The following is an 11,252-nucleotide window of genomic DNA, read 5'->3' as shown; positions in this document are numbered from 1 at the left end:
TTGCTTTCTTCCGCTGGGGGGGGGGGGGGGGGGGGGGGTTTGGGGGGGGGGGGGGGGGGGTGTTTTTTGGGTTCCCACCCAAAACCCCCCCCCACGACCCACCTGAGGGCTTCGCTCCGTTGAGTTCCGGTGAAGTCGTGTGCGCGAGTGCCGGACCGCGCCCCATGCCGCGTTCGCCGTACCCCTCACCAATCGCCGTTGCCGGGACCCTGAGGCCTGCTTGCCGTGGCTAGTGGGACTCCTGCGGGTGCTGCCTCGGTACATGAAGCCCCTTCATTGCGCCTAGCGCTGTGAAGGGGCCTTCACGCGCGTTGCTTGTGGCGTGTGGGGTCACTGGTGCGCTTGGGGTGGCTGGCCTTCACAGCACTTCACCCAGACCAGCCGCGCCCGGCAGAGTCCGACTCCCGCGAGCAGCAGGGGGAGCAAGGGACCTTTGCTACCACTTCGGCCCGGCTCGACCGTCAGGCAGCGCTCTGATCAGGCCGTTTGTGGTACGAGTCGACGTACTCCTGCCCCGAAAGCTCCAGGATCGCGTACATGATCTCGTCGGTCACCGAGCGCCGGATCGCCGGCGACGAGTCCTGCCCCTCGTACCGGGAGAAGTCCAGCGGCGAACCGTAGGTGACGGTGATCTTCGTCCGCCGCGGGATCCGCTTCCCGGCGGGCTGCAGGTATTCGGTCCCGGAAAGCGCGACGGGCACGACCTTCGCGCCGGTCGCCAGCGCCAGGGCCGCGACACCGGTGTGGCCGCGGTGCAGCCGCCCGTCCAGCGAGCGGGTGCCTTCGGGGTAGATCGCGAACGCGCCGCCCGCGTCGAGCACCTTCCGCGCCGCTTCCAGCGCGGCGAGACCGGCCTGCGCGTTGCCGCGTTCGACCGGGACGTAGCCGAGGCCGCCCAGGAAACCGGCCATCAGTTTGCCCTTGAGCCCGCGACCGGTGAAGTACTCCGCCTTGCCGAGGAACTTGACCTGCCGCATCGCCGTGAAAGTGATCACGCCGGTGTCCAGCGCCGCCCGGTGGTTGGGTGCCAGCAGCACCGGCCCGGTGGCGGGAATGTTCTCCACGCCGCGGATCTCGGGGCGGTACAGCGCTCTGACCAGCGGGCCGAGCACGAATCGGACGAGTAGCGGTAGCAAGGTTCCTCCATCGACAGGGTGTCGGACTCCAGCATGGCACGATCACTACTCATGAGTTGGTTCGAGCGGCGTACGTGGCAGAACCCCGGCTGGACGGTCGATGACATCGTCGCTGCGAAGGGTGACCGGACGGTTTCGGTCGTGCTACCGGCACTCGACGAAGAGGACACCGTCGCCGAGGTCGTGGGGACGGTCCGGCCGTTGCTGGGCACGGTCGTCGACGAGCTGATCGTGATGGATTCCGGGTCCACCGACGCCACCGCCGAGCTCGCCGCCCGCGCCGGCGCGCGCGTGGTGCACCGCGAGGACGTGCTCCCCGACCTGCCGCCGGTGCCGGGCAAGGGCGAGGTGCTGTGGCGGTCGCTGGCCGCGACGACCGGTGACGTCGTCGTGTTCCTCGACTCCGACCTCGTCGACCCGGATCCGGCGTTCGTGCCGACCCTGCTCGGGCCCCTGCTCTGCGAAACCGGCGTCCACCTGGTCAAAGGGTTCTACCGGCGGCCGCTGCGGCTGGAGAGCAGCGGCGGCGGCCGGGTCACCGAGTTGCTGGCACGACCGGTCCTCTCGGCGCTGCGCCCTTCGCTCTCCGGGCTCATTCAGCCCCTTGGAGGCGAGTACGCCGCGACGCGCGAGTTCCTCGAATCAGTGCCCTTCGCGGCCGGGTACGGCGTCGAGATCGGGCTCATTCTCGACGCCGAAGCGCGCTACGGCCTCGAAGGGCTCGCGCAGGTCAATCTCGGTGTACGCAAGCATCGCAACCGCTCGCTGCTTCAGCTCGGGGTGATGGCGCGCCAAATCCTCGGGACGGCGCTCGCGCGCTGCGGCATCAAGTCGGACGACCCGGCCCAGCTCACCCAGTTCGCGCAAGTAGGTGACGAATGGCTGCCGGACGTCGCCGAGGTGTCGGTGAGTGACCGGCCGCCGATGCGGGACGTGCGCGACCTACAGACGTAGCACTTCGTCGAACCCGGCGACCTGCGACTCACGATGCGTCACCAGGACGACGGTGCCGCGCGCGGCCGCGAGCACGTCCGCCAGGACGGCGTCGCCGTGCTCAGGGTCCAGCCCTTCGACAGGCTCGTCCAGCACGAGCACCGGCGGCGCGGCCAGCACCGCCCGAGCGAGCACGAGCCGCTGGCGTTGCCCGCCGGACAGCGAGTCGCCGTCTGAGCCGACTTCGCGATCCAGCGGCAGGTCGAAACCGGCCGTAGCGCACGCGTCGAGCAGTTCGGCGTCGGAAGAGCCGGGCTTCGCGAGCAGCAGGTTCTCCCGGACCGTCGTGTGGAAGACGTGCGCGTCCGCGAGCGCGCCCGTGATCACCGACGGCAGCAGCGTCGGGTCGCAGGTCTCCAGTGGTTTCCCGTTCAGCAGAGCGCGCCCGGACGTCGGCGCCACGGAACCCAGCAGTACGTTCAGCAACGTCGTCTTCCCGGCCCCGCTCGGCCCCACGATCCCGACCCGCTTGCCCGGCGGAAGGTCGAGGTCGACGCCGTCCAGCGCGGGGGCCCTGCCCTCGAACCGAACGCCGACCCCTTCGAGCCGCAGATGCCCAGGCTCGGGCGCCACGGTGCCGCGGGCGGGCGGCGGTTCCGTCAGCAGCGAGCGCACCCGCTCGGCCGACGCGCGGACCTCGACCCAGCGCTGGGCGGCCGCGATCAGGGGGAGGACCAGCTCGAACACGGCCAGCGCCCCGAGGGCCAGTGCCGCCGTCAGCGGCGGTGAAACCCCGGCGGTCAGCGCGATCGTGACGCAGGTCAGCAGCTGAACGAGGATCCCGGCCGCGGTCAGCAGGCTCGTGCGGTTCGCTGTCGCGCGGTCCCGCACCGCCAGTGCGTCGACAGCGGTGTGCGCGGCGTCCACAGTGGACTCGTGCACACCGTAGGCGATCAGCTCCCGACGCCCGGTGATCAGCTCGACCGACCGTTCGGCGAGGTCCGCGCGGGCCGGAGCGCTCTTCTCCGCCGCCGTGCGAGTGATCCGCACGCACGACCACGGCAAGCCGATCCCCGCGACGGCGAGCCCGACCGCCAGCACGAGCCCGGCGGCCGGGCTGGCGATCAGGGCGACCGTCGTCGACGCCGCACCCACGAACGCGGCGACACCGGCGGGCAGCAGGCACCGCAGGATCGCGTCCTGCACGGCGTCCACATCGGACACCAGCCGCGTGACGAGATCGCCGCCCGAATGCCGGGAGACCCGGTGCGGCAGCAACGACGTGTACACGCGGGTCCGCAGGGCGCCGAGATACCGCAGGACGACCTCGTGCCCGGCGAGCCGTTCCGCGTAACGCAGGCCGCCGCGCAGCAACGCCAGCGTCCGGACGGCGACGATCGCCACCGTGAGCGACGCCAGCGGCGGCTGTTCGGCCGCCTTCAGCAGCAGCCAAGCGGCCATGGCCATCAACGCCAGCCCGGCGATCTCCGCCCCGGCCCCGATCAGCCCGGCACGGACCAGTCGCAAGACGTCCTTTGTGGACGCACCCCAGACGTTCACACCAGTTCCCGTTCTCGTACGGCGCCATCGTGGACTTCGAGGACGCGGGTGGCCAGCGCGGCCATCGCGGGCCGGTGGGCCACGAGCACCGCGGTCCGGCCGGTGAGCAGTTCGCTGGTCGCGCCGAGCACGGCGGCTTCGGTCTCCGCGTCGAGCCTGGCCGTCGGCTCGTCGAGCAGCGCGAGCCCCGCCTCCGTGCGGGCCAGTGCTCTGGCGAGACCCAGCCGTTGCCGCTGCCCGGCCGAAAGCGGGACGCCCAGTTCGCCGATCCGCGTCCGGTAGCCGTCGGGCAACCCGCGCACGACCTCGTCGAACGCCGCCGCGCGCGCCGCCGCCTGGACGTCCGGTACCTGGCCCATGGCGATGTTCTCCTCGACGGTCCCCGTGAACAACGTCGGCCGTTGCGGTACCCAGGCCGTCCCGGCCCGCCACGTCAGAGGATCCAGTTCGCGCAGATCGACGCCGTCGATGAGGACCCGGCCGGACGTCGGCGTCACGAAGCCCAGCAGGACCGCCAGCAGCGTGCTCTTCCCGGAACCGCTGGGACCGACGAGCGCGACGTGTTCGCCCGAGTCGATCGTCATGTCCACTTCGGACAGTACGATCTCGTCGCCGTACGCGACGCTCACCTTCTCCAGCACGATCCGCGGCGCACCGCGGCCGGCCACGCGCGAACCGCGGACGACATCCTCCGAACGCACAGCCAGCGCCTCACGCAACGTGGCGAGCCCTTCGGCGCTGGCATGGAACTTCGCCCCGGCCGCCCGCAGCGGCAGGTACGCCTCCGGGGCGAGCAGCAGCACCAGCACCGCCGTGTGCACGACCATGCCGCCTTCGAGCAGCCGGAAACCGATCGGTACCGCGACCAGCGCCACCGAAAGCGTCGCCACCAGTTCCAGTACCAGCGCGGACAGGAACGCGACCCGCAGCGTGCGCATCGTCGCGTCGGTGTGCGCGTCCGCCATCGCCCGCACCGTCTTCACCTGCGCCTCCGCGCGGCCGAACACCTTGAGGGTGCCGAGCCCGCGCACGACGTCGAGGAAATGCCCGCCCAGCTGGGAAAGCAGCGACCACTGCTTGGCGGTCTTCGCCTTGGTGTGCTGCCCGACCAGGATCGCGAACACCGGGATCAGCGGCAGCGTCGCGGTGATGATCAGCGCCGACGACAGATCCGCGGCGAACAGCCGGACGAGTACCGCGACCGGCACGATCGCCGACAGCACCACCGTCGGCAGATAACCGGTCAGATAGCCGTCGCCCGCGTCGATCCCCTTGGTCACCAGGGTCGCGACCTCACCGGGCTTCTCCACGTCCGCGCCGAGCAGCCGTTTGCGCAGCCCGGCCTTGACCGTCGCCGCGAACCGGCCGCCGACGGAGCCCTGGACGCCCGCGAGCAACGCCCGCACCGCGATGGCGGCCACGAGAGTCCAGGTCAGCCCGCCGCCGGTGAGCAGCGTCGCGAGGCCGTCGGCCTGGACGAGGATCGCCGCGGCGGTCAGCGTTCCGAGGACGGCCAGTACGCCGAAATGGCGTCGCAGCCCGGGAAGGGGAGGCATCTCAAGCTCCTAGAAGTGCAGCAGCGAGCGCTGGTCGACCCGGCTGTCGTGCTTACGCCAGGTCACCCATTGCACGGCGGCGATCGCCACCAACGCCGGAGGCAGGACGAACGTGAGCAGGCCGAGCATCTCGGTACTGGTGGCCGCTTCCGCCAGGCTCAACGAGAACCCTCCGTCCACAGAGGACACTAGCGCGTCCGGCAGACGTGCCGTACCGACGGCCAGCACCGGTGCCGCGGACAGCGTCATCGTGGCGACCAGCGCCGTCTTGTGTCGTCCGGCGCGCAAAGCCGCTGCCGCGACGCCCAGCGCGCCGAACGCCAGCACGATCGCGGGCAGCACGGACCACGACGCGGTGGTCTCGACGGCGCCCCAGCCGACCGCCACGACCAGGAACGCGAGCGACGGTGCGAGCAGCGCCTTGGCGATCCGGTTCGCGCGGGCGGTGAGCTCGGCGGGTGCCCGAACGGCGAGGAAAGCCGCGCCCTGCAAGGCGAACAAGGCGACGAACCCCGCGCCCCAGAGCAGCGCGTACGGGCTGAATACCGCGAGGACGTCGCCGGTCGGTTTCCCGGCCGCGTCGAGCGGGAGCCCGAGGACGAGATTGCCGAGGAACACACCCCAGGACACCGCCGTCACCCAGGCGCCGACGGTGATCGCCAGCGTCCAGGCACCGCGGCCCGCGTCCGGCCGCCTGCTGCGCAGCTGCACCGCCGCGGTGAAGGTGACCAGCCCGAGCAGCAGGGTGACGACCGGAAGATACGCCCCGGCGAACACTTTTCCTTCCAGATGCGGGAAAGCGCCGAACAGGACACCGACCGCGGCCACCAGCCACACCTCGTTGGCCAGGAAGAACGGGCCGAAGGCGCCGAGCACGCGCCGTCGCCCTGTCTCGTCACGGCCGAGCCTGCCGAGCAGCATGCCGACGCCGTAGTCGTAGCCGGCCAGCGCGAAATAGCCGGCGGTCAGGAAACCGAGCACGCACCACCAGAGGATCACCATCGGTCAGACTCCGCTCAGAACGGGAAGCTCGGCACGGGGCGCGGCCGCCTCTTCGACGGGCTCCGGGCCGCGTTTCGCGACCCGTGACATCAGCACCCAGTCGGCGATCGCGAGCACCAGGAACAACAGGGTGAAAGCGATGAAGGAGAACAGGATCTGCCCCGCCGGGATCGCCGCGACGGCGTCGGCGGTGGTCAGCTGCCCGCGGATCAGCCACGGCTGGCGGCCGATCTCCCGCACCAGCCAGCCGAGGATCGCCGCGACGAACGGCAGCGGGATGGCCAGCACCATCACGTACAGCAGCGGCCGCACCTTGGTGATCCAGTTCCGGAACAGCAGCACCGTGCCGAGGAGCGAAGCGAAGAAGGCGATGAACCCGATCTGGATCATGAAGCCCAGCGAGGCGCCGACCAGGGGATCCGCTCCGTCGAGCTTGCCGGGATGGTAGTCACCGAGCGGGCCGAACTGGCCGAAACCGAAGTTGATCACCAGTGTGCTGCCGATCAGTGAGGCGAGTACGCCGACCCGCATCGAACGCCGGAAGAACTCGATCTCCTCGGTGCGCTTGATGAAGTGGTACGCGCTGACGCCGACCACGAAGAAGCCGCCGGTCATCAGCGCCGCGCTCAGCACGTGCGGCAGCGACATCGTCAGCGCCGGGTTGGTGAACAGCGCGCCGAAGTCGTCGAGTTCGAGCACGCCGTTCTCGGCGTGCGTGCCGACCGGGTTCTGCAGGAACGAGTTGGCCACCATGATGAACAGCGCCGAGGCGTACGCGGTCAGCGTGACCAGCCAGATCAGCGTCAGGTGGACCCATTTGTTCAGCCGCCCCCAGCCGAAGATCCAGAGCCCCAGGAAGGTCGATTCGGCGAAGAAGGCCACCAGCGTCTCGATGGCCAGCGGTGCGCCGAAGACGTCGCCCGCGACCGCGGACAGGCCGGTCCAGGTGAGTCCGAACTGGAATTCCATCACGATTCCGGTGACGATTCCCAGCGCGTAATTGATCACGTAAAGCTTGCCCCAGAAACGAGTCATCCGCGTGAATTCCGGCTTGCCGCCGAACGCGGAGCGTGTCTGCATCACCGCGACGAGTGTCACGAGCCCCAGTGTGAGCAGCACGAACAGGAAGTGGAACGAGGTCGTCGTCGCGAACTGGAGTCTCGCGATCGGGAGTGCGTCCATGTCGAGGCACTGTATACGTAGGCTGCCTACATGTAGCCACTAAATCTATGAAATCGGGGTGATCTCGGGGACATTCCCTGAGGCCGGTCCGGGAAAGTCCCGGCTACCCTGGTATGCGGCGATGTGTAGACTGTCTATCTATGAAGGCCGACAGTCTGCGCGGGCACCTCGACGCGCTGCTCCTCGCCGTCCTCGACGGCCGGAAGCTGCACGGGTACGCCATCATCGAGGCGCTCCAGCTCCGCAGTGACGGTGCGCTCGACCTGCCGACGGGCACCGTCTACCCGGCGCTTCGCCGTTTGGAGCGCGCCGGATTCCTCGCCAGCGAATGGGACGTCGTGTCCGGCCGCAAACGTCGTACGTACAAGCTCACGCGCTCAGGACAGAAGGCACTGGCCGCGGAACGGGCGGAGTGGCAGGAGTTCACCACCGTGATCGGTGGTGTCCTCGGGGGGAGCACGGCATGAGCGCGATCGACGGCTACATCGGCGATCTGGGCAGGCGGCTGAACGGGTCGCCGAGGGCGAAGACCGATCTGCTCATCGAGGCCAGGGACGGTCTGATCGACGCGGCCGAGGCGTATCGCGAGGGTGGCGTCGACGAGGCGGAAGCCGAACGTCGTGCGGTCGCCGACTTCGGCCCGGTCGCCCTGATCGCGCGCGACTATCAGGCCGAGCTGGCGTTGCGCGGTGACATCGGCACCCTGTGGAAGGTCATCGTCGGAATCCCGCTGATTCAGATGAGCTGGGAGCTGGCGCGGATCTGGACCTATGGCGACTGGAGCCGTTCGGGGAAGCCGAACCCGGAGTGGTACATGTCCGTCATCGAACTCTTCGGCGTCCTGGTCATCGTTCCGCCGCTGATCGGCGTGGTCGCGCTTTTCGGTGCCCGGCGGCTGGGGCGCAGGCTCGACAGCGTCAGGCTGGGGAAGGTGACGCGGTGGACGGTGGGCGCCGCGGCGAGCACGAACCTGCTGGCGCTGCTGCTGCTCACCGTGGGCACCGCTGCCCTCGATCCGTCCAGGATGAACGTGAGCCTGGCGTGCAACGTGCTGGCGGCGGGCTGGGCGGCGTTCAGTCTTTGGTTGCTCGCGCCCGCCTTCCGGTCCCGGCGCGCGCTCGCCGCATGAACGCGATCGAGGCCTACATCGGCGATCTCGACGGCAGGCTGCGCGGGCCGTCGGCGGCGAAAGCCGATCTGCTCACCGAGGCGAGGGACGGTCTGGTCGACGCGGCCGACGCCTATCGCGCGGGCGGTGCCGACCAAGCCGAAGCCGAACGCTGTGCCGTCGCGGACTTCGGCCCCGCAGACCTGATCGCTCGCGACTACCAGGTGGAACTGGGTCTCCGGCGGGACATCCGCGTGCTGTGGGAGCTGATCGCCGGTGTCCCGCTGCTGATCCTCGCCTGGGATCTGGCGCGGGTCTTCGCCGACTGGTCGCGGCTCGGCGCTCCGCCGTCCTGGTACCACCGCGCGATCGGCGTGGCCGACACGCTGGCGGCGCTGTCCCCGGCCGTCGCGATCGCCGGGCTGCTCGCGGCACGGCTGCTCTCGCGGCGGACGGCCGGTCCGCCGGTCGCGCGCGTGGTCTCGTGGACGCTGGCCGCGGCCGTGGGCTTGAACCTCGTCGCGGTCGCGACCTACGGCGGCGCGACCGGACTTCCGGAGCCCGCCCGCCTGCTCGTCAGCGTGCCGTGCGCGGTCCTGTCCGGGACCTGGATCCTGTTCAGCATGCGGCTCACGGTCGCCGCGCGGAGTTGGAGAACCACGGCATGACAGTGATCGAGGCCTACCTCGGGGAGCTGCGCACGCGGCTGGACGGCCCGGCGTCGGCGAAACGGGATCTGCTGCGCGAGGCGCGCGACGGGCTCAACGACGCGGCGGACGCGTACCGCGACGGCGGCTGGAGCGAACACGAGGCGCAGCGGCGCGCCGTCGCCGACTTCGGGCCGGTGCACCTCATCGCCCGGGACTACCAGGCCGAACTGGGCATGCACAGCGGCACCCGCACCCTGTGGAAACTGATCCTCGGCGTGCCGCTGATGCAGCTCGCCTGGGAGCTCGCCCGGAAATGGACCTTCGGCGACTGGTCGCAGCTCGCGCCGACGCCGGGTTGGTACAAGTACATCGCCCAGTTCACCCACGGTTCGGTCTTCATCGTGCCGGTGCTGGGCGTGATCGCCCTCGTCTCCATGCGCTGGCTGTCCCGGCGGATGGACGGCACCCGGCTGGTCAAGACCGCCGGCGTGCTGATCGGCGAGGCCGTCGGGCTGAACCTGCTTTCGGTGGCGCTGCTGGTGATCGCCACCGGGTTCATCGACGCGTCGAGGCTGTTCCTGTCGGTGCCGTGCGGGATCCTCATGGTGCTCTGGGTGGTGGTCAGCGTGCGACTCGCGTTGCTGGCGCGACGATCGTGGCGTTCGTGTGCCACGATCGTGACGTGACGACCGCCCTGATCTATCTCGTAGTCATGCTGCTGGTGGCCGCCGTGGTGTTTCTGCTGGCCGCCGTGGTGTTCGGCCGGGGTGAGGAGCTGGCCCCGCTGCCGCCCGGCAGTTCGCCGACCAGGCTGCCCGCCGAGGACATCACCGCCGAGGACGTCCACGCCGTCCGCTTCCAGATGGTGCTGCGCGGCTACAAGATGTCCGAAGTGGACTGGGTGATGCGGCGGCTCGGCGTCGAGATCGAGGAGCTGCGCGCCAAGGTGGCCGAGCTGGAGGCCGAGCGCGAGGCCGCCAGGTGACCGATGTCGTCGTCTCCGTCGACGTCGCGGTACCGGCCGGGACGGCTTGGCTCGCCCTGACCGATTGGGAACGCCAGGGCGAATGGATGCTCGGCACCGAGGTCGAGGTCGTCGAAGGCAACGGGCGTAGCGTGGGCTCGAAACTGTCGGCGTTCACCGGCGTGGCCGGGATCGGGTTCACCGACACCATGGAGATCACCAGCTGGGAACCGCCGCTGCGCTGCGTCGTGCGGCATACCGGCAAGATCGTGCGGGGCACCGGGGTGTTCCAGGTGATCGAAAAGGGGCCGCACGCGTCGACGTTCGTCTGGGCGGAGCATCTGCGGCCGCCGTTCGGCGTCGTCGGGCGGCTCGGCTGGCCGGTCGCGAAACCGGGGTTCGAACTGGGGCTGCGGCTTTGCCTGCAGAGATTCGTGAAGTACGCGGAGGGGTATCGGGTTGGCTGAGGCGGGTCTGCTGGGCGCGGACGGGATCAAGCGGTGTTCGTGGGGCAACTCGGCCCTGGACTACGTCGAGTACCACGACACCGAATGGGGTGTCCCGCTCCACGGCGACGAGGAACTGTACGAGCGTCTGTGCCTGGAGTCGTTCCAGTCCGGGCTTTCGTGGATCACGATCCTGCGGAAACGCGAGTCCTTCCGGGAGGCGTTCGCCGGATTCGTGCCGGAGAAGGTCGCCGTCTTCACCGACGACGACGTTGCCCGGCTCATGGAAGACGCTTCGATCGTGCGGAACCGGGCCAAGATCCTGGCGGCGATCAACAACGCGCGGGCGATCGAGGAACTCGACGGTTCGCTGGACGACCTGCTGTGGTCGTTCGCGCCTTCCTCGCATACCCGGCCGCGGCGGATGGCGGACGTCCCGGCGATCACCGACGAGTCGAAGGCGATGGCGAAGGAACTCAAGAAGCGCGGCTTCGTGTTCCTCGGGCCGACGACCTGTTACGCGCTGATGCAGGCGACGGGGATGGTCGACGACCACGTGAAGGACTGTTTCCGGGCCCGGTCGTGGGGGGGGGGTTTGGGTGGGGACCCAAAAACCCCCCCCCCCCCCCCCCACCAACCCTCGGACGTGGGGCCAACAAAAAACAACCCCACCACAAAGAGACCCCTGGGGGGAAAGGGAGGAGGAAGACTACCC

The 11,252-nt window shown here is 69.7% G+C and carries 12 protein-coding genes and 1 pseudogene; 8 read left to right on the top strand and 5 right to left on the bottom strand.

The window, feature by feature from the left end; genetic code table 11:
- Positions 1-461: 461 nt before the first annotated feature.
- Positions 462-1,136, bottom strand: a complete 675-nt coding sequence (locus AC0685_RS43170) for a lysophospholipid acyltransferase family protein (RefSeq protein ID WP_478230810.1) — start codon at positions 1,134-1,136, stop codon at positions 462-464.
- 51 nt (positions 1,137-1,187) lie between these two features.
- On the opposite strand from AC0685_RS43170, the gene AC0685_RS43165 reads away from it, so the two are divergent.
- Positions 1,188-2,090 carry a glucosyl-3-phosphoglycerate synthase gene (locus tag AC0685_RS43165; RefSeq protein ID WP_478230809.1) on the top strand — a complete coding sequence of 301 codons (903 nt, stop codon included), beginning with the start codon at positions 1,188-1,190 and terminating at the stop codon, positions 2,088-2,090.
- On the opposite strand, the gene cydC is transcribed toward AC0685_RS43165, so the two are convergent.
- The 4 genes from cydC to AC0685_RS43145 are packed head-to-tail and all read right to left on the bottom strand — an operon-like array spanning position 2,079 to position 7,369.
- On the bottom strand, positions 2,079-3,629 hold the full coding sequence (cydC, locus tag AC0685_RS43160; RefSeq protein ID WP_478230808.1) for a thiol reductant ABC exporter subunit CydC: 1,551 nt from the start codon (positions 3,627-3,629) through the stop codon (positions 2,079-2,081). The genes AC0685_RS43165 and cydC overlap by 12 nt on opposite strands.
- Positions 3,626-5,185, bottom strand: a complete 1,560-nt coding sequence (gene cydD, locus AC0685_RS43155; protein ID WP_478230807.1) for a thiol reductant ABC exporter subunit CydD — start codon at positions 5,183-5,185, stop codon at positions 3,626-3,628. Before cydD ends, cydC begins: the two co-directional genes overlap by 4 nt.
- A gap of 9 nt (positions 5,186-5,194) precedes the next feature.
- Positions 5,195-6,187 (bottom strand): cytochrome d ubiquinol oxidase subunit II, encoded by a 993-nt coding sequence (locus AC0685_RS43150; protein ID WP_478230806.1) that lies wholly within the window; start codon positions 6,185-6,187, stop codon positions 5,195-5,197.
- A gap of 3 nt (positions 6,188-6,190) precedes the next feature.
- Positions 6,191-7,369 (bottom strand): cytochrome ubiquinol oxidase subunit I, encoded by a 1,179-nt coding sequence (locus AC0685_RS43145; RefSeq protein WP_478230805.1) that lies wholly within the window; start codon positions 7,367-7,369, stop codon positions 6,191-6,193.
- Positions 7,370-7,509: 140 nt separating this feature from the next.
- Here AC0685_RS43145 and AC0685_RS43140 point away from each other — a divergent pair, with 140 nt between their 5' ends.
- From AC0685_RS43140 to AC0685_RS43110, 7 genes and pseudogenes are all read left to right on the top strand, one after another.
- Positions 7,510-7,836, top strand: a complete 327-nt coding sequence (locus AC0685_RS43140) for a helix-turn-helix transcriptional regulator (protein WP_005155407.1) — start codon at positions 7,510-7,512, stop codon at positions 7,834-7,836.
- Positions 7,833-8,498, top strand: coding sequence for a permease prefix domain 1-containing protein (locus tag AC0685_RS43135; protein ID WP_478230804.1), 666 nt, complete (start codon positions 7,833-7,835; stop codon positions 8,496-8,498). Before AC0685_RS43140 ends, AC0685_RS43135 begins: the two co-directional genes overlap by 4 nt.
- Positions 8,495-9,145, top strand: a complete 651-nt coding sequence (locus AC0685_RS43130) for a permease prefix domain 1-containing protein (RefSeq protein ID WP_478230803.1) — start codon at positions 8,495-8,497, stop codon at positions 9,143-9,145. The genes AC0685_RS43135 and AC0685_RS43130 overlap by 4 nt, the downstream gene beginning before the upstream one ends.
- Entirely contained in the window at positions 9,142-9,813 is a 672-nt protein-coding gene (locus AC0685_RS43125; protein WP_478230802.1) for a permease prefix domain 1-containing protein, read from the top strand. The genes AC0685_RS43130 and AC0685_RS43125 overlap by 4 nt, the downstream gene beginning before the upstream one ends.
- Complete coding sequence (locus tag AC0685_RS43120; RefSeq protein ID WP_478230801.1) at positions 9,810-10,112, top strand: DivIVA domain-containing protein; 303 nt, start codon at positions 9,810-9,812, stop codon at positions 10,110-10,112. The genes AC0685_RS43125 and AC0685_RS43120 overlap by 4 nt, the downstream gene beginning before the upstream one ends.
- Positions 10,109-10,558, top strand: a complete 450-nt coding sequence (locus tag AC0685_RS43115; protein ID WP_478230800.1) for an SRPBCC family protein — start codon at positions 10,109-10,111, stop codon at positions 10,556-10,558. The genes AC0685_RS43120 and AC0685_RS43115 overlap by 4 nt, the downstream gene beginning before the upstream one ends.
- Positions 10,551-11,114 (top strand): annotated as a pseudogene (locus AC0685_RS43110) (DNA-3-methyladenine glycosylase I); the annotation flags it as partial. The gene AC0685_RS43115 and the pseudogene AC0685_RS43110, both read left to right, overlap by 8 nt.
- Positions 11,115-11,252: the final 138 nt, after the last annotated feature.

This window comes from Amycolatopsis sp. NPDC043889 (assembly GCF_056435645.1).
The sequence above is the reverse complement of the archived record's forward strand: the minus strand, read 5'-3'. Positions and strand labels throughout refer to the sequence as shown.

Excerpts from the sequence above, each read along its gene's own strand:
- cydD (WP_478230807.1), bottom strand. The coding sequence starts at position 5,185 with ATGCCTCCCCTTCCCGGGCTGCGACGCCATTTCGGCGTACTGGCCGTC.
- AC0685_RS43130 (WP_478230803.1), top strand. The coding sequence starts at position 8,495 with ATGAACGCGATCGAGGCCTACATCGGCGATCTCGACGGCAGGCTGCGC.
- AC0685_RS43150 (WP_478230806.1), bottom strand. The coding sequence starts at position 6,187 with ATGGTGATCCTCTGGTGGTGCGTGCTCGGTTTCCTGACCGCCGGCTAT.
- AC0685_RS43125 (WP_478230802.1), top strand. The coding sequence starts at position 9,142 with ATGACAGTGATCGAGGCCTACCTCGGGGAGCTGCGCACGCGGCTGGAC.
- AC0685_RS43165 (WP_478230809.1), top strand. The coding sequence starts at position 1,188 with ATGAGTTGGTTCGAGCGGCGTACGTGGCAGAACCCCGGCTGGACGGTC.
- AC0685_RS43145 (WP_478230805.1), bottom strand. The coding sequence starts at position 7,369 with ATGGACGCACTCCCGATCGCGAGACTCCAGTTCGCGACGACGACCTCG.
- AC0685_RS43140 (WP_005155407.1), top strand. The coding sequence starts at position 7,510 with ATGAAGGCCGACAGTCTGCGCGGGCACCTCGACGCGCTGCTCCTCGCC.
- AC0685_RS43135 (WP_478230804.1), top strand. The coding sequence starts at position 7,833 with ATGAGCGCGATCGACGGCTACATCGGCGATCTGGGCAGGCGGCTGAAC.